Below are 17188 nucleotides of genomic sequence, written 5' to 3'. Positions count from 1 at the left end.
GCACGCCGATGGTCGGATGACTCCCGTCAGAGACACCGACGACGAGGACGAAGGAGAAGCCATGTCGACCGAGCGCATGCCGAACCCGGCGGTTCTGCTCCCCGACGCGATGGAGGCCCTGATGGCCGTCAACCGGGCCGTCGCGGGCGGCGGGCTGGACGGCAGGCTGCTGGCGCTGAGCCACCTGCGGGCCAGCCAGATCAACGGCTGCGGCCCGTGTGTGGCCGGGGGCGCCCACCAGGCCCGCCAGCATGGTGCGACCGCGGACCAGGTGCACGCCGTCGCCGCGTGGCGGGAGACGCCCTGGTTCAGCGACGAGGAGCGGGTCGCGCTGGCGCTGACCGAGGCCGTGACCCGGCTCGCCGACCGACCGGACCCGGTGCCGGACCAGCTCTGGGACCTGGCCGCCAAGCACTTCGACCAGAAGGAGCTGGCCGCACTGCTGCTCAACATCGCGATGACCAACGCCTTCAACCGGCTCAACGCGCCCACCTGCCAGCAGGCGGGCACATGGTGACCTGTTCCTGATCGAACCGGCAGTACCGCACCGACCCGTACCACCCGAAGCCACACTCACCGATGGAGTTGTCATGTCGACCACCACGAAGACCACCACCGCCGACCGCGAGCAGCACGGCGGTTTCACCGACGAGGAGCGCGGCGCGATGAAGGAGCGCGCCAACGAGCTGAAGACGGGCGCCCGGCGGGGTGCCAAGGCCGACCCGGAGAAAGACGTACTCGCGAAGATCGCCGAGATGTCGGAGTCGGACCGCGTGATCGCCGAGCGGCTGCACGCCGTGATCAAGGCCAACGCGCCGGTCCTCACGTCGAAGCTCTGGTACGGGATGCCCGCGTACGCCCGCGACGGCAAGGTGGTCTGCTTCTTCCAGAGCGCGGCGAAGTTCAAGACGCGGTACGCGACGCTCGGCTTCAGTGACCAGGCGAACCTCGACGAGGGCAGCATGTGGTCGTGCTACTTCGCGCTGACCGAGCTGACGGCCGACGACGAGGCGAGGATCGGCGCCCTCGTGAGGCAGGCGGTGAGCTGAGGACAGGGTGCTTCTCGGCGGGAGGTCGGAGGTGCTCACGCCGACCTCCCGCCGAGGCGTTTCACTCCTTCGTGGCGTCTCTGAGTGCGTCGATCAGTGCGCCCAGTGCGGGCTGCGTCAGCGAGGCCTCCCGGACCGCGGCGTAGATCGTCCTGATCGGCTCCGGGCGACGGACCCGGCGGATGGTGACGCCACGATGGCGGGTGCCCAGCCCCAGTCGGGGGATGAGGCTGATGCCGAGGCCGGCCGCGACGAAGCCCTGAGCCGTGGCGTAGTCCTCCGACGTCGCCACGATGTTCGGGCTGAAGCCCGCCGCGGCGCAGGCGTCGATGATGGGCTCCAGGCAGGGACCGGGGGGTTCGCTGCCGACCCAGGGCTCGCCCGCGAGGTCGGCCAGGTCGATCACCCGTTGCGCAGCGAGCGGGTGCCCGGTGGGCAGCACGGCCTGGTACGCGTCGTCGAGCAGATGCACCACGCGGATGCCCTGGTGGCTGTCGTCGCTCGGTCGGCGTACCACGATGGCCAGGTCGGCACTGCCCTGCTCGACGTTCGGCAGCGGATCATCGGGATCGGTCACCTTTGCATCGATCGTCACGCCGGGGTGCTCACGCCGGAGTCTGGCGAGGGCGGGCGCCAGCAGGCTCGGGCCGATCGACGCGAAGTAGCGGATCGTCAGCCGGCCGGTACGGCCGGCGCGCAGGTCGGCCAGCGCGGTCTCGGCCTCGGCGACGTGCTGGCTGATGATGGCGGCGTGCCTGGTGAGCAGTCTGCCCGCCGCCGTGGGTTGCACACCTCGGCCGATTCGTTCGAGCAGTGCGATGCCGGCCTCCTTTTCCAGCGCCGCCACCTGCTGGCTGACGGCGGAGGGGGTGTAGCCGAGGTGCGCCGCCGCCGCAGTCACCGACCCGCTGGTGACCACCGCCCGCAGCACCTGCATGCGTCGCACATCAATCATGTAGCAGAGCTTAACGCTCATACAGAACTCTTTGCTTTTCCTTTCGAGTCGGGCACGGCACTGTTCGTGGGGACGAATCGAGGAGGTCCGGGTGAACGGTGCTGTGGGCAGGACGTGGGCGTGGATGCGGGTGGGGGTGCTCGCCCTGTTGTGGGGCTCCACCTTCCTCTGGATCGAGCTGGCCCTGGACGCCCTGACTCCGGTCCAGGTCACCCTCAGTCGTTGCGTACTCGGATCGGCCGCTCTGCTGGTGGTGTGCCTCGGCTCGGGTCGACGGCTTCCTCGGAGTGGGGCGGTCTGGGTTCACATCGTCGTGGCGGCCTTCTTCTGCAACGCCCTGCCGTTCGCCATGTTCAGCATCGGCCAGCAGACCATCGACTCCGGGGTCGCCGGGGTACTGAACGCGACGACCCCGCTGTGGTCGGTGCTGATCGGCATCGTGATCGGCTCGGAGCGCGGGCTCCGGCCGCTCCGGCTGGGCGGACTCCTGCTCGGGTTCGCCGGAGTTGTGCTGATCTTCGGGCCGTGGCAGACGACCGGGCCGGTCGGGTGGGGTGCCCTTGCCATCGTCGTCGCGGCGGCTAGTTACGCCGTCGGCTTCACCTACATGGGCCGCAACCTGGTCGGCAGGGGCATCCCCACCATCTCGCTGTCCGCGGCGCAGCTCGTCGCGGCGACCGGCCTGACCGCGCTGACCCTGCCGGCCGGTGGCCTGACCTTGATCGAGATCGACCCGAAGACCCTGGTCGCCGTCGTGATCCTGGGCGTCGTCGCCACCGGGATCACCTTCCACCTCACCTACCGGATCATCTCCGCCGAGGGGGCCACCAACGCCGCGACGGTCGGCTACCTGCTGCCGGTGGTCTCGGTAGCGCTGGGGGCCATCGTGCTCGACGAGGGTCTCAGCCTTCGGATCGTCATCGGAATGGTGGTCGTGCTCGTCGGGGTCGGCCTGGTTCGCCGCGGAAAGCCAACGCCGCCGACGCCGGCCCCCGGAAGAGGCCCCGGCGGCGCTGGCCGCGCCGAGAACCTGACCGTCGCCTTCCGCAGAGAACAGGACGTACGACAGTGACCGCACTATCGACAAGCACGATCCCCCTGGCGCTGCTGCCCGCGGACTGCGTCGTGATCGGCACCGCCAAGGGCCCCCGGGGCCCGGTGCTGGCGCCCGGCGCGGCGGCGGTGGCCAAGGCGTTCGACGGCACACTGGACGAGCTCTTCAACGCCCTGGGTGCAACCGGTGCCGAGGGCGAAGCGGTCAGGCTCCCCGCACCCGCCGGCATCCAGGCTGGGCTGGTCCTCGCGGTCGGCCTCGGCGACGCCGCCAACAACAACGAGGAGTACGACGTCGAGGCTCTGCGCCGAGCCGCAGGGGTGGCCGCCCGGGCGTTGGCTGGCGCCGGAACGATCGCGCTGGCGCTGCCGACCGGCACCGCCGAGGCCGTGGAGGCGGTGGCACTGGGTGGCCTACTCGGCACCTACGCCTTCACCGCCTACCGCACCACCGACCACGCCGCGCCCCCGGTCCGCGAGCTGACGATCTGCGTGAACCGCGACGACCGGACGGACGCCGAGGGCGCCGTGCGACGCGCCGCCGTGCTCGGCCAGGAGGTCAACCGAGCCCGGTGACCGCCGACGCCGTCGCCTGGCGATCCCATGACCGTTGAGGATCCGGACGTGCGGGCCCGGCAGAATTCAGTGAAAGTGACTCAAGTCACTCGGAGTGAACTTTCACCCGCCGGTCACGTCCGGAACACCTGGATACCTCTCGAGTTCATCCAGGGAGAATGATGCGTTCAGTTCGCAAGTTATCGGCGCTGGCACTGCTGGTGCTGGGCGTCTCGGCGGTGGCCCCGGGTGGTGTGCCGGCATCGGCGCAGCCCCGGGCCGCGAAGCCGGCGGCCACACCCCCGGTCGCGTCCAAGCCCCGGACGGTCACTCTGCTCACCGGCGACACCGTCCATCTCAGCACCGTGGACGGCCAGACGGCGGTCGACGTCGTTCCGGGCAAGGGACGGGAACGGATCCCATTTATCACCCACAGCGCCGGCGAGGACGTGCGGGTCATCCCCGCCGACGCCGTCGGCCTGCTCAACCGGGGCAAGCTCGACGAGCGGCTCTTCGACATCTCGACGCTGGTCCGCTTCGGCTACGACGACACCCGGGCAACCCTGCCGCTCATCGTCCAGCACGGCAGCGCCACCCCCGCCGGCCTCTCCGGCGCCCGGACCACCCGGGAGCTTCCCGGGGCGAGCGCCGTCGCGGAGAGCCGCGCGGACGCGGTGGCCTTCTGGAACAACCTCACCTCGGCCGCGAGTGGCACCAACCGGCAACTGCGGCCCGGGTTCGACAAGATCTGGCTCGACGGGCTGCGCCAGCCCACCCTGGACGTCAGCGTCCCGTTGACCGGCGCGCCGGAGGCCTGGAAAGCCGGCTGGACGGGCACCGGGGTGAAGGTCGGCGTGATCGACACCGGCGTCGACCAGACCCACCCCGACCTGGCTGACCGGGTCGTCGCCGCGGAGAACTTCACCGCCGACCCGGACACCCTCGACCGCATTGGCCACGGCACCCACGTCGCCTCGACCATCGCCGGCACCGCCGCCGCCTCCGAAGGCCGGTACAAGGGCATGGCGCCCGGCGCGAGCCTCTACAGCGCCAAGGTCTGCGTCGAAGAGGGCTGCCCGGAGTCGGCGATCCTGGCCGGCATGACCTGGGTGGCGCAGCAGGGCGTCAAGGTCGCCAACATGAGCCTCGGCGGCCCGGACAGCCCGGAGACCGACCCGATCGAGGCAGCCCTGGCCGACCTCACCCACCGCTACGGCGTGCTCTTCGTCGTCGCCGCGGGCAACAGCGGCGAGGCCGGCGAGTCCACGGTGAACTCGCCCGGCAGCGTGGCCGAGGCACTGACCGTGGGCGCCGTGACCAAGACGGGCTACCTGGCCTCGTTCTCGAGCCGCGGTCCGCGCGCGGCCGACGCCGGTATCAAGCCGGACGTCACCGCGCCAGGCGTCGGCATCGTCGCCGCCCGCAGTTCGACCTCCGGCATGCAGCCGGTTGACGAGAACCCGCAGTACACCAGCCTCAACGGCACTTCAATGGCGACTCCGCACGTGGCCGGCGCGGGGGCGATCCTGGCTCAGCAGCACCCGGACTGGGGGCCTGAGCGGATCAAGTCCACGCTGATGGCGGCCGCGCAGCCGAACGCCGCCGTCGGCGTCTACGAGCAGGGCGCCGGCTTCCTCAACGTCGGCCGGGCCATCCAGCAGACCGTCACGGCGAGCCCGGTCAGCGTCGCGTTTGAGCGGACCACCACTGCGCAGCAGAACACGATCACGTACGCGAACAGCGGCTCCTCCGCCCTCACCCTGGCTGTTCGTTTCGACGCCAAGGACGCCGACGGCGGCCCGGCGCCGGCCGGCCTGTTCAGCCTCAGCGCCTCCTCGGTGACGGTCCCGGCCGGCGGCACGGCCACAGTGACCGTCAACGTGCAGGCCGGCACCGACCTGCCCGACCGCTACTTCGGCGGTGAGGTGACCGCCACCGGCGGCAGTGCGCAGGTGCAGACGCCGGTCGCGCTCGACATCACCCGCCACCAGCTGGCCCTCAAGCTCATCGGGCCAGACGGCGGTGCGCCCACGCCCGATCAGGGCTGGGTGACCGCCCTGACCGACCTGGACCAGAAGTCCATTCTGGTGTTCGACAACCCCGCGGTCACCACGTACCGGATCCGCCCGGGCCGCTACCTCGTCCAGACCTACATGTTGACCGGTGACCCGTACCTCCCGTACATCAGGTCGCTGGTGCGCCCGGTCCTCGACCTGACCAGGGACCAGGCACTCACCGTGGACACCCGCCTGGCCAAGCCGATCACGGTGTCGGTGCCGAATCCGAAGGCCACCGCCGTCCACCAGGAGTCCGGCTGGACGATCCGGACGGAGGAGCCGCAGATCTACGGCAGCAATGACGCGTACGGCCTGCTGATGAACCTCCCCTTCGACCACCTGCGGACCGCGCAGATCGGGGCCGGCAAGACGCCCGGTTTCGTCTCCTATGTCAACGGGATGTGGGGCCAACTGGATCAGGACGGCGCCACCCACAACAGCCCTTACGTCTACCGGGCCTACTTCTACGAGCCGGAGAAGATGATGACCGGGCTGACCCGCAAGCTGCGCGCGGGCGACTTCGCCACGGTCCGCTCCCGGATCAGCGCGGACGTGGCCGACGTACCGGTCTGGCGGCTCGCGGTCGCGCACGCGCCCGGCAACTCGCCGCTCTTCCGGGGAGGCGACGGGCAGGTCCCGCGGGGCTTCACCTACGACGTGCCGAACACCATCACCGAGTACTACAACCACGACAAGCAGGCGGTGTGGCAGTCGATCTCGGGCCAGTCGGGCTACACGCGCTACCAGTCGGCGTGGACCAGCTTCCGGCCTGGGCGCACGTACACGGTCAAGTGGGCCAACGGGGTGGTCGGGCCGGTCTTCCCGGAGCCGGATTTCGCCCAACAGTTCGCCACCCGCTACTGGGGCGACACCATGGAAGGACCGGGGCCACTGCACGGTGACGGCGCCGGGCACATGGGTTTCCGGCACGTCGTCGGTGGCAGCGCACAGCTGAACCTCTATCGCAACGGGGTCAAGATCGCCGAAACGATCAACAAGGTGCCCGAGGCATGGCAGGTGCCTGCGGCGGCGGGTGACTACCGGCTGACCGCGACGTTCCACAGCGACCCGGCGTTCACCCTGTCGACCCTGGTCGACGCGGAGTGGACCTTCAAGTCCGCCCACGTGGCCGACGGCGATCTGGTGAAGCTGCCGATGACGGCGATCCGGTACACCCCGGAGCTGGACATCGAGAACCGGGCACCGGCCGGTCGGCTCTTCGCGATCCCGGTCTCGCTCGACCGTCAGGTCGGGGCGGCGAAGGGCCGGACCAGGACCCTGACCGTCGAGGCGTCCTTCGACGACGGCAAGACCTGGCGGCAGCTGCCCGTGCAGCGGTCGGGCGAGAAGGCGGTCGCCTGGGTGCGCAACCCGACTGGCACCGGTTTCGTCTCGCTGCGCTCCGCCGCGACGGACACCGGCGGCAACACGGTCAAGCAGACCGTGATCCGCGCCTACCGGTACTGAAGGTGGGACCCGGACGCGGTGCCCACCGGCGCCGCGTCCGGGTCACCGGTGCCAGAGCAGCCGGTCGCGGATCCGCCGGGCCAACGGCGAGTCCGTCCCGTCGAGCTCGGCGAGGGCCTCGCTCCACGCCTGCCCGGCCAGGGCCGGGTCGCCGTTGGCGGAGTGGAAGTCGCCGATGGCGACCAGCACCTCTGCGGTGTGGTGGGGGGCCCGGGCGCCGCGGAAGGTGGCGATCGCCTGCTGCCAGGTCGCCATCGCGTGTGGCAGGTCGTCGATCATCGAGTACGTGTGCGCCAGCCAGGCCTGGGTGGTGCCCACCCCGTGCAGATCGCCGAGGGCCTCGAACTGCCGCCGCGCCTCGACGAACATGCCCAGCGCCTCGGCGTGCCGGCCGAGCCAGCCCTGTGCCCGCGCGATGACCAGCAGGGCGTTGGTGGCGCCCCGCACGTTGCCCTCGGTGTGAAAGAGCGCCCGCGCGGCCTCGGCATGGCGGATCGCCTCGTCGTAGCGCCTCTGGTCCAGCCGGATCTCGGCGATGTTGTTCTCCACGTGGCCCTGCTCGGTCCGCCGGCCGAGCCGGTCGAAGAGCATCCGGGCGTGCTGAAGGTGCGACAGCCCATGGTCCAGGTCGGCCAGGAAGTAGCAGGCGCCAGCGAGGCTGCGGTGTAGCAGGGCCTGAGCGGCGGGGTCGTCCCCAGCCGTCGCGAGGCCCGCGCCGACCACTTCCGCCCACTGCTTGAACTGCGCGGTGTCCTGGAAGAAGTTCTGCATGGCCAACGCGATCCGCCAGGTCCCGGGAGGCCGGCCGCGCTCCCTGGCCCGCGCGACGATGTCGGTCAGCACCCGCTGCTCGGCGGCGAACCAGGCCATCGCGTCCGCGCGGTCGGTGAACCCACGCCCGGTGGCCCCGCGCTCGGACGGCTCCGGCTGCGGCAGCGGCACCTGCGGCAGCAGAGGCAGATGCGCCGCGTACGCGCTGAGCTGGTAGTAGTCGTGGACCCGGTCGATGGCGGCGTCCCGCTCGGCCGCGTCGTCGTGCTCCTCCCCGAGCTCCACGGCGTAGGCGCGCAGCAGATCATGCATTCGCCACCGACCGTCGGCGGCCTGGACCAGCAGCTGCGCCCCCAGCTCGGCGAGCAGGCCGCGGGCGGCGCGCACGGACAGGCCGCCCAGGGCGGCGGCCGCTTCCGTGCTCAGTCCCCCGGCGGGGTGCAACGGCAGCAGCCGGAAGAGCCGGCCCGCCTCGGGAGTCAGTGCCCGGTAGGACCAGGAGAAGATCGACTCCAGATCGGCGTGCCCGTCCCCGAAGCCGGTCAGCCGGCCGTCAGCCTCGGCCAGCTCACCGGCGACCGCGGGCAGGCTGAGCCCCGGCCGGCCGACGCTGCGGGTGGCGACGAGCGCCAGGGCCAGCGGCAGGCGTCCGCACCGCGCGATGATCTCGTTGACGGCGTCCGGGTCGGCGGCGGCCGCGTCGCCGAGCCGGCGGGTGAGCAGCTCGCGGGCCTCGGCATCGGTCAGCAGGTCGAGGTGCAGCGGGTGGGCGCCCGCCGGGCCGACGACACCGGTGATCCGGCGGCGGCTGGTGGCGATGACGAGGCTGCCGCCGGCGCCGGGAAGCAGGTGCCGGATCTGGTCCCAGTCGCGGCAGTTGTCGAGCAGGATCAGCATCCGGCGCTCGGCCAGGATGCTGCGGTACAGGCCCGCCTGGGCGTGCAGTTCGGCCGGTATGGCGGTCGGCGCGACCCCGAGGGACCACAGGAAGCCACGCAACGCCTCCGCCGGTGTCATCACCGAATCGCCGGCGTCGAAACCACGCAGGTCCGCGTGCAACTGCCCATCGGGGTAGCGGGCGGCCAGCTGATGGGCCAGGTGCACGGCGAGGGTCGTCTTCCCGACCCCGGGCATTCCGTCGATGACCAGCGCCGTCGTCCGCCCGTGTCCGACCAGCAACTCCTTCGCGGCGGCCACGACGCCGCGACGACCAGTGAAGTAGGGATGGTCGGCCGGCAACTGCGCCGGCGGCTCGGCCCGGGTCGACCGCGACAATTCCAGCTCGGCTGGCGGCCATGATTCGGCCTCCGCGCCGCCAGCCGGCGCTGCGGGCCGGATGAAGGCCGGTCTGACGCCGCGCCGCGACCTGGAGCCGTCGGCCGGCGCGTCGTGGTCGAACAGGCTGTCCCGGGCTTCGCGCAGGTCGCTGCCCGGCTGGATGCCGAGCTCGTCGGCGAGCCGGTGCTCGATGTTGGCGTACGCCGCGAGAGCCTCGGCCCGCCGGCCGTCCGCGGCGAGCGCGAGCAGCAGGCGCGCCTGCAGCGCCTCGTCCAGCGGCTCGTCTTCGGCGGCGAGCCGGATCGCGGGCAGCACCGTGTGGACGCATCCGGCCCGCAGAGCGACGTCGGTCGCCGCCCGGACCGCCGCGAACCGCTCGCCGTCGACCGCGACGAACTCCGGATGGGCCCGGCCGTCGGCCTGCAGGCCCGAGGCGCACCGATCGCGCCACAGCGCCAGTGCCTCCCGGTAGAGCTCGACGGCCGGCTCTCCGGAGCTGGCATCGGCCTGGGCGACCAGGCGCCGGAAACGCAGCAGGTCGAGCGACTCCCCGTCGATCCGTAGCCGGTATTCGGCGCCGTCACGGATCAGCACCGAGCCCGCTGCCCGGGTCGGCAGGCCCGGCTCGAAGCACCGCCGGAGCATCCCGACGTGCCGGTGCAGCACATTGACCGCGCTGGGTGGCGGGTCGGATTCCCAGAGCAGGTCGACGAGCTCGGCAACGCTGACCGCCCCGCTGGCGCGGGCGAGCAGCAACGCCAGGATCAGCCGCTGCTGTCGGGTGCCCAGGTCAATTTCGGACTGGCCACGCCAGGCCCGCACCGGGCCGAGAACGGCGAAGGAGAGCGGGCTGGTCATGGTGATGCGATCCGTAGGGGGCTGGTTGCCACGATCGCCAGAGCATGGCAGGGCTCGCCCCGCGAGATGGGCACGTGTTGCGGCAGTGTGAGCTTCCGCTCAGCGGTCGGCTCGCCCGTCGGTGGAATCGCCCCTGCTCAGGCCGCATCCAGACCGGTGCGCAGGGCCCGCAGCGCGTAGTGGGTCCGTGATTTCACCGTGCCGATCGGCACTCCCAACCGGCCCGCGACCTCCTCCGGTGACCGCCCGACGAGGTACACCTCGGAGAGCAGACTGCGCTGCGCCGGGCTCAGCCGGCGGAGCGCGCGCCGGATGGCGTACGACGCGAGCGCAGTGCCGGTCGTGTCGTCGCGAGCGGGAATCCAGGTCATGTCGACGAGATGGACCTCGGCAGGGCGGCCCGTGCGCAGCCGGACGCCGTCGATGACGAGCCGCCGTGCGACGGTGACGAGCCACCGCCGAGCGGCGGCAGGTTCGGCCGGCACCGAGTCGAGGTGCCGCCAGGCCCGCAGCATGGTGTCCTGGAGCAGATCCTCGGCGGTTTGCCGCTGGTTGCGGGTCAGCACGAGCAGGAGACGCAGTACGGCGCGGGCGTGGTCGGCGTGCAGCGCGGTCATGCGCTCGGCCCGGCCGGCCGGTGATTCGTCGGATGCCCGGAGCACGGTCCACCCCCAGAGGCAGAAGCAACGGCGAGTGCGGCACGAGCCTAGGGACGAGCGATGCGAATGGACTGACGTGGAAGTGTGAATCGAGTGCCGTCGCCGATCGCAGTCGGTCACGGACGCGACGTGACCGCCGCGAGCAGGCCGGCCAGCCGCTGCCCGGTGGGCGTCTGCGCGTACGGGATCAGGGCCCGTGCCTCCTGCCATGCCCGCACCGCGGTGTCCTGTTCGCCGGCGGCGGCGAGGGCGTCGCCGAGCAGCGCCAACACCTCCGCGGCCGGCGCCGGCGCCGAGGCCTCCTGGTAGGCGACGGCCGCCTCGCGCCAGCAACCGGCCGCCGTGTCGAGCTCCTGACGAGCGAAATGGGCCCGGCCGAGCACCTCCCACGCCTCGGCGACGCCCAGCCTGTACTGCGCTCCGCGCGACAGCGCCATCGCCTGCTCGGCGCAGCGCACGGCCTCTTCCGCCCGGCGCAGCTCGGCGTTGCTCGCCGCCATGATCACCAGGACGTCCGCGAGCAGCCTGTCGTCTCCAACCGCGCGGGCCGGCCCCAGCGCCGCGGATAGCGTCCGGACGACCTCCTCGTGTCGCCCCTGGGCGCCCAGGATCATCGCCCGGTTGATCCTTGCCCGGGTCAGCTCTCCGGGCAGGCCGAGCCGGGCGAGCAGCTCGACAGCCCGGTCGAGATGCCCGATCGCGGTGTCGTGCTCGTGTCGGAAATAGGCCGCCCCGGCCAGGCTGCGGTGCATCCGGGCCTGCCCGACCAGGTCGCCGCCGGCCCGGGCGGCGTCGAGGGCCACCTCGCCGGTCGTCGTCCAGTCGACCCACCGGCCGCTGCGGTCGAAGAAGTGCTGCATACCCAGAGCGAGCTGCCAGGCCTCAGTGTGCCGGCCCTGCCGGGCGGCCCGATCGACCAGCGCGATCAGTACCTGCCGCTCGGCGGCGAACCAACGCATGGCGTCGTCGTCACCGGCGAAGCGCAGCGGTGTCTCGCCCACCCCCGGCTCGATCATCGGGTGATACTCGGAGGTCAGCAGCCGCTGGTCCGCCTGATAGCTGGTGGCCCGGTAGAACTGCACGCAGCGCAGCTCCGCGGCGGCGCGCTCGGCTGGGCTGTCGTGCTCCTCGCCGAGCTCCGTGGCGTAGGCCAGCAGCAGGTCGTGGGTGCGGTAGCGGCCCGACCGGTCCTCGCTGATCAGGTGCGCGCGGCTCAGCTCACCGATCAACGCCCGACCGGTCCGCAGCGAGACGCCGGCCAGGCCCGCCGCCGCGGCGATCGAGATGTCGGGGCCGGGGTGGATCGGCATCAGCCGGAATAGCCGGGCGGCCGGGGCGGAGAGCGCCTGGTAGGACCAGGAGAAGACGGCACGCAGCCCGGTCTGCGGGTCGTCGCCGTCGAAGCCGTCCAGGCTCCCGGGCGACTGGGCCAGCTCGGCGGCGATCTGCCCCGGTGGTGTCCGCGGCAGGCTCGCGGCGCGGGCGGCCACCACGGCCAGCGCGAGCGGCAGCCGCCCGCAGCTGGCGATGATGGCGTCGATCGCGGCCCGGTCCGCCGCGACGGGGCCGACGCCGAGCGGCCGCAGGAGCGCCGCGCGTGCCTCGTCGACACTCGGCAGGCCGACCGGCAGCGGGTGGGCGCCAGCCGTGGTCAGCAGGGTGCTGAGCCGGCTGCGACTGGTGACGATCACCAGACAGCCGGGGGTGCCCGGCAGCAGGTGCCGGATCTGCTCGACGTCCCGGCAGTTGTCGAGCAGGATCAGCAGGCGTCGGCCGGCAAGGCTGCTGCGGTACATGCCGGCTTGGGCGTGCAGCTCAGCGGGGATGCCCTCCTGAGGCACCCCGAGCGAGCCGAGGAAGCCACGCAGCGCCTCGGCCGGACTCATCGCCGGCTCCCGTCCGTCGTATCCGCGCAGGTCGACATACAGCTGCCCGTCCGGGTAGCCGACGACGAACTCGTGGGCGAGGTGGACGGCGAGGGCGGTCTTGCCGATCCCGGGCATGCCGTCGATCGCGAGGACCGCCGGCCCGTCCGGGCGCGAGATCACCGCGCGGGCCTCGGCGAGGAGGTCGTCCCGGCCGACGAAGAAGGCCAGGTCCGGGGGCAGCTGCGCAGGCCGGGGCAGTGGCGGGGGTAAATCGGCACGTGCCGGCCGGGTGCGCTGGTGCAGCAGCCGGTCGTACGCCTCCCGCAGCTCCTCGCCCGGATCGATGCCCAGGTCGTCGGCGAGCCGGCGGCGAATTACCCGGTACATCTCGACGGCTTCCGCCTGGCGGCCGTCGGCGGCGAGCGCCAGCAGCAACCAGCTCTGCAACGACTCGTCGAGCGGGTGCTGCTCGGCAGCCTGCCGCAGCGGCGCGAGTACGTCGCTCATCCGGCCGCAGCGCTCGGCGGCGTCGGCGGCTTCGCGCACCGCTTGGGCGCGTTCGGCCTCCACGGCGAGGAACGTGGGATGCCGGCGGGAGGCTGGCTCCAGGCCCGCCGCGCACCGGCCGCGCCACAGCCGCAGCCCTTCGAGGGAATGCCGCAGCGCCGACTCCGGGTCGCCGTCCTGCAGGCTCCGGCCCGCCAGCCGGCTCAGCGACCGGAACTTCAGCAGGTCAAGGGACTCTTCGTCGGCGCGCAGCCGATAGCCCGACAGGTCCCGGAGGATGTGCCGGCCCGCAGAGCGGTTCGGCAGGCCGGGTTCGAGCAGGCGTCGGAGCAACCCGACGTGGCGGTGCACGACGTTCGCGGCGCTGGGCGGGGGCTCCTCGTCCCAGAGCAGGTCGACCAGTTCGGCCAGGGAGACCGGTGCACCGGCCCGGGCCAGCAGCAACGCGAGCACGAGGCGCTGCTGTCGCGCGCCCAGGTGCAGCTCGGCGCCGGCGCGGACGACCCTGATCGAGCCGAGCACCGAGAACCCGATCGTCTCGCCCGCCTCCGCTCGCACGCCGGCAACGGTAACCACCCGGACGTCGCGGTCGCGGATGGGGACGCTGTGCGCGTTTCGCGGCGACGGCTCAGCGACGCAGGGCGGTCGCACGCTCCATGTGTGACAGCTTCTCGGGGTTGCGCACGGCGTACAGCCCACTGATGAGGCCGTCGTCGATGCGCAGCGCGATGACCGTGTCGATCTCGCCGTCGAGCCGGAGAACCAGCGCGGGGTAGCCGTTGACCTGGGCCGGGTGCAGCGACGTGGCGGCGATCCTGACCTGCTTGGAGGCCATCAGCCGCGCTACCTTGCCAGCCCCGGCGATGGGCCGCAGCACGGCCTGCCTGACTCCGCCGCCGTCACCCAGGAGCACGACGTCCGGCGCGAGGATGTCGAGCAGGCCCTGCACGTCGCCGGTCTCGACCGCCCGCTGGAACGCCTCGATCGCGCCTTTGGACTCGGCCGGAGAAACCACCCCGCGGGGCCGGCGCGCGGCCACGTGTGCGCGCGCCCGGTGAGCGATCTGGCGGACCGCGGCCGGGCTCTTGTCGACGGCTTCGGCGATCTCGTCGTAGGCCAGATCGAACACCTCGCGCAGTACGAACACCGCCCGCTCGGTCGGAGCGAGCGTCTCCAGCACCAGCAGCATCGCCATCGAGACGCTCTCGGCCAGCTCGACGTCCTCGGCGACGTCGGGCGTGGTCAGCAGGGGCTCGGGGAGCCAGGAGCCGACGTAGGACTCCTTGCGGCGGCCGAGCGTACGCAGCCGGCTGAGTGACTGGCGGGTGGCGATCCGGACCAGGTATGCGCGCTGGTCCCGCACGGTGTCGAGGTCGACGTCCGCCCACCGCAGCCAGGTCTCCTGGAGGACGTCCTCGGCGTCGGCGGCGGAGCCGAGCATCTCGTAGGCGACCGTGAAGAGCAGGTTGCGGTGGGTGACGAACGCGTCGGTGGCGGGGTCCGTGCGGCGACCCTCCCTCGTGGCGGCGCCTGCAGCGTCCGGAATTGCGCTGGCCATGGGTCGCTCCTGTCGCTTCGATCCCGACTGCGTCGCCCACAAGACGCTGATCCATCACATGCTGTGACACCCAGCGTTCGTGACGGGCGTCACCCGCACCGGCTGACCGGGCCGGCTCGGCGTCATGGCTCACTCGGGCAGCTTGGCCCCTGACTGCTCGCTCGCCATGTACGACGCGTACCAGTCGGGCCAGTTCTCGTCCGCCTTGCCGGTGCGCTTCTCGTGCTCGCCATGGGCGGCGGCCGCGCGCCGGAGCGCGCTCGCCAGGTCGCTCGCGGAGCCGAACGACGTCACGCCACCCTCGACACGCCCGGGAAGCCTGGTCGTGATCTCCTGCATCAACCAGGTGTTGCCGTCCGGGTCGCGGAACGTGGCACGCGAGAAGTAGCTGCGCCGCTCGGGATCCAGCCCGTCGACCGGGCCGTCCGCGGTGGCGTGGACGATGCCGCTTACCTCGACACCGGCGGAGACCAGGGCGCTGCGGGCCGCCTCGACGTCCGACACGATCAGGTACGCCTTGGCCGAACCGGGCGCCGCCGAGGTGAGCTCCGGGCCGAACTGCACGGAGCACCCGGAGCCGTGCGGGGTGAACTGGACCACGCCCGGCGGTGTCTGGTCGAGCCGCCACCCGAGGCGCCCGTAGAACTCCTTCGCCCGGTCGACATCCGACACCGGCACGACGATCACCTCGAGCTTCAGGTCGAGGTTCTCGACGCTGGACGTCCCACTCGCGTCGCTCTGGGATTCCCTCGGGCTCATCGCGGCCTCCCTGGATGAGTGCGGCGCCAGCGCGAGCCACCGCACCGCCGGGCGACGCCGGCTCGATCACCACGCTACTGCCTGCGCCCCGCCCGGATGCCCGTTCCCAACATCAGCCGGGCGCCATCCTCGTCGCCCTGCGCACCCCGAGCAGTGCGACGAGGGCGAGGAGGATGACGGCGATGGAGTACTCGTCGGCGGTCCGAGGGACGCCGCCGGCGTAGACCACGAGGAAGCCGGCGATCACGGTGGGGAGGCCGAAGCCGATGTAGCAGACGAGGTAGAGCAGGGACAGCACGCTGGAGCGTTCGTGCGCCTCGACCAGTGGCATGATCGTCTTGAGGCTGCCCTGGAAACCGCCGCCGAAGCCGACCCCTCCGAGCGCGAGGCCGACGAAGAATCCGGGGACGGACTCGGCCATGATCGCCACCAACGTGACGACCATGCCCAGGATGAGCGCGGCGATCCCGATCAGGATCACGGTCCGCGCGGCGGTGTTCCGCAGCAACAGGACGGCGATCGACCCGAAGAGGGCGAAGACGAAGAGGACCAGACCGCCAACCACGATCGACGTGTTCATGAGGGCGCGCACCAGCGCCGGGCCGAGCGCCCCGAAGAAACCGGCCAGGGCCCAGACCGCGAACAGCACCGGAACGACGACCAGGATCGGCTCGCGTACGGAGCGGGGCAGCTTGATGTCCGGCCGCAGGCTTTGTCGCGCTCCCGCCATCCTCGTGACCGTCTCCGGCATCAGCGCGATCCCGACGGCCTGGATCAGCAGGATGACGAGTAGGACGACGTACACCAGCCGCGTCGGCGCGGGCAGGAACTGGATGAGCAGCGCCGAGAGCAGGGCGCCGCTGCCGGTCCCGATACCCGGGGCGATCGAGTTCGCGAGCGTGCCACGGGCGCGGTCGATGTCGAGCATGGCGGCACCGATGGCGCCGGTGGCGGCGCCGGCCGCGAGCCCCTGCACGAGACGGGCGGCCAGCAGCGCGGGTACGCCGTTGGCGAAGACGAAGACGACCAGCGAGACCATCTGCACCGCGATCGCGACGGCCAGGACCGGACGACGGCCGACATGATCGGACAACTTGCCGAACGTGAGCAGCGACGCCAGCACCGCGAGCGCGTAGACGGCGAACACCACGGTGGTCGTGACCGGCGAGAAGTGCCAGCGCTCCTGGTAGATCCCGTAGAGCGGCGTCGGGGCCGCCGACGCGGCCAGGAACGACACGAGAATCGACGCGAGCAGCACCAGTGAGACCCTCGGCGAGAGTCGTGCCTGCCCCGCGATACTCATGTCGGTGCTCCTCGGCGGCGCTGGAAGCGGTCAGACCTGGACGCCCCGCTGGCGGTAGGGCCGCAGCGGCGTACCCGGTGTGCTCTGCCGCATGCACGCGCCTTCATCCGCTGGCGGATGGGCGGATGGGCGACGCCGGTCCGGCGAGTCGTCGTACGGTCGGGGCATGGGTGCGCCGACCAGGTCGGGCTACGCCTTCCGGGAGGACGTGTGTTCGCCAATTCCGAGGAACTGCTGCGGTACCTCAAGAACGAGGACGTGAAGTTCGTCGACGTTCGTTTCTGTGACCTGCCCGGCGTGATGCAGCACTTCAACCTGCCGGTCGAGTCCGTCAACGACGACCTGTTCACCGACGGCCTCGCGTTCGACGGCTCATCGATCCGCGGTTTCCAGGCCATCCACGAGTCGGACATGCTCCTGCTCCCGGACGTCGCCACCGCGTTCATCGACCCGTTCCGGGCGCAGAAAACCCTCGCGTTGAACTTCTTCAT

General features: G+C 71.7%; 13 protein-coding genes. 6 read left to right on the top strand and 7 right to left on the bottom strand.

What is annotated here, in order from left to right:
* Nucleotides 1-61 precede the first annotated feature (61 nt).
* On the top strand, nucleotides 62-517 hold the full coding sequence (locus ACWD6N_RS18145) for a carboxymuconolactone decarboxylase family protein (protein ID WP_354966113.1): 456 nt from the start codon (nucleotides 62-64) through the stop codon (nucleotides 515-517).
* Nucleotides 518-590: 73 nt separating this feature from the next.
* Nucleotides 591-1049 (top strand): iron chaperone, encoded by a 459-nt coding sequence (locus tag ACWD6N_RS18140; RefSeq protein ID WP_354966114.1) that lies wholly within the window; start codon nucleotides 591-593, stop codon nucleotides 1047-1049.
* A gap of 61 nt (nucleotides 1050-1110) precedes the next feature.
* Here the strand turns inward: ACWD6N_RS18140 and ACWD6N_RS18135 are convergent, their stop codons facing one another.
* Nucleotides 1111-2004 (bottom strand): LysR family transcriptional regulator, encoded by an 894-nt coding sequence (locus ACWD6N_RS18135; RefSeq protein WP_354966115.1) that lies wholly within the window; start codon nucleotides 2002-2004, stop codon nucleotides 1111-1113.
* A 91-nt stretch (nucleotides 2005-2095) separates the two neighbouring features.
* Between ACWD6N_RS18135 and ACWD6N_RS18130 the strand changes: the two genes are divergently transcribed.
* The 3 genes from ACWD6N_RS18130 to ACWD6N_RS18120 all read left to right on the top strand — a co-directional run bounded on the left by ACWD6N_RS18130 (nucleotide 2096) and on the right by ACWD6N_RS18120 (nucleotide 7136).
* The gene (locus tag ACWD6N_RS18130) at nucleotides 2096-3076 is read left to right on the top strand and encodes a DMT family transporter (protein WP_354966116.1); all 981 of its coding nucleotides are present in this window, start codon (nucleotides 2096-2098) and stop codon (nucleotides 3074-3076) included.
* Nucleotides 3073-3633, top strand: coding sequence for a M17 family peptidase N-terminal domain-containing protein (locus tag ACWD6N_RS18125; protein WP_354966117.1), 561 nt, complete (start codon nucleotides 3073-3075; stop codon nucleotides 3631-3633). The genes ACWD6N_RS18130 and ACWD6N_RS18125 overlap by 4 nt, the downstream gene beginning before the upstream one ends.
* Before the next feature lie 161 nt (nucleotides 3634-3794).
* Nucleotides 3795-7136 carry a S8 family peptidase gene (locus tag ACWD6N_RS18120; protein WP_354966118.1) on the top strand — a complete coding sequence of 1114 codons (3342 nt, stop codon included), beginning with the start codon at nucleotides 3795-3797 and terminating at the stop codon, nucleotides 7134-7136.
* Between the two features lie 42 nt (nucleotides 7137-7178).
* Here ACWD6N_RS18120 and ACWD6N_RS18115 read toward each other — a convergent pair whose 3' ends face one another.
* The 6 genes from ACWD6N_RS18115 to ACWD6N_RS18090 all read right to left on the bottom strand — a co-directional run bounded on the left by ACWD6N_RS18115 (nucleotide 7179) and on the right by ACWD6N_RS18090 (nucleotide 16697).
* Nucleotides 7179-10043 carry an AfsR/SARP family transcriptional regulator gene (locus ACWD6N_RS18115; protein WP_354966119.1) on the bottom strand — a complete coding sequence of 955 codons (2865 nt, stop codon included), beginning with the start codon at nucleotides 10041-10043 and terminating at the stop codon, nucleotides 7179-7181.
* A 137-nt stretch (nucleotides 10044-10180) separates the two neighbouring features.
* Nucleotides 10181-10705 (bottom strand): sigma-70 family RNA polymerase sigma factor, encoded by a 525-nt coding sequence (locus ACWD6N_RS18110; protein ID WP_354966120.1) that lies wholly within the window; start codon nucleotides 10703-10705, stop codon nucleotides 10181-10183.
* 113 nt (nucleotides 10706-10818) lie between these two features.
* Nucleotides 10819-13635, bottom strand: coding sequence for an AfsR/SARP family transcriptional regulator (locus ACWD6N_RS18105; RefSeq protein WP_354966121.1), 2817 nt, complete (start codon nucleotides 13633-13635; stop codon nucleotides 10819-10821).
* A gap of 70 nt (nucleotides 13636-13705) precedes the next feature.
* Nucleotides 13706-14635 (bottom strand): RNA polymerase sigma-70 factor, encoded by a 930-nt coding sequence (locus ACWD6N_RS18100; protein WP_354966122.1) that lies wholly within the window; start codon nucleotides 14633-14635, stop codon nucleotides 13706-13708.
* 129 nt (nucleotides 14636-14764) lie between these two features.
* Nucleotides 14765-15394: a VOC family protein gene (locus tag ACWD6N_RS18095; protein ID WP_354966123.1), complete on the bottom strand. Its 630-nt coding sequence runs from the start codon at nucleotides 15392-15394 to the stop codon at nucleotides 14765-14767.
* Between the two features lie 112 nt (nucleotides 15395-15506).
* Nucleotides 15507-16697: an MFS transporter gene (locus ACWD6N_RS18090; RefSeq protein ID WP_354966124.1), complete on the bottom strand. Its 1191-nt coding sequence runs from the start codon at nucleotides 16695-16697 to the stop codon at nucleotides 15507-15509.
* Between the two features lie 210 nt (nucleotides 16698-16907).
* Between ACWD6N_RS18090 and ACWD6N_RS18085 the strand changes: the two genes are divergently transcribed.
* On the top strand, nucleotides 16908-17188 hold a 281-nt coding region (locus ACWD6N_RS18085; RefSeq protein WP_354965114.1), incomplete at its 3' end, for a glutamine synthetase.

The sequence above is a fragment of the Micromonospora sp. NPDC005163 genome (genome assembly GCF_053599835.1).
This window is presented reverse-complemented; position numbering and strand designations above follow the sequence as displayed.

Excerpts from the sequence above, each read along its gene's own strand:
- ACWD6N_RS18145 (WP_354966113.1), top strand. The coding sequence starts at position 62 with ATGTCGACCGAGCGCATGCCGAACCCGGCGGTTCTGCTCCCCGACGCG.
- ACWD6N_RS18140 (WP_354966114.1), top strand. The coding sequence starts at position 591 with ATGTCGACCACCACGAAGACCACCACCGCCGACCGCGAGCAGCACGGC.
- ACWD6N_RS18135 (WP_354966115.1), bottom strand. The coding sequence starts at position 2,004 with ATGATTGATGTGCGACGCATGCAGGTGCTGCGGGCGGTGGTCACCAGC.
- ACWD6N_RS18120 (WP_354966118.1), top strand. The coding sequence starts at position 3,795 with ATGCGTTCAGTTCGCAAGTTATCGGCGCTGGCACTGCTGGTGCTGGGC.
- ACWD6N_RS18115 (WP_354966119.1), bottom strand. The coding sequence starts at position 10,043 with ATGACCAGCCCGCTCTCCTTCGCCGTTCTCGGCCCGGTGCGGGCCTGG.
- ACWD6N_RS18100 (WP_354966122.1), bottom strand. The coding sequence starts at position 14,635 with ATGGCCAGCGCAATTCCGGACGCTGCAGGCGCCGCCACGAGGGAGGGT.
- ACWD6N_RS18095 (WP_354966123.1), bottom strand. The coding sequence starts at position 15,394 with ATGAGCCCGAGGGAATCCCAGAGCGACGCGAGTGGGACGTCCAGCGTC.
- ACWD6N_RS18090 (WP_354966124.1), bottom strand. The coding sequence starts at position 16,697 with ATGAGTATCGCGGGGCAGGCACGACTCTCGCCGAGGGTCTCACTGGTG.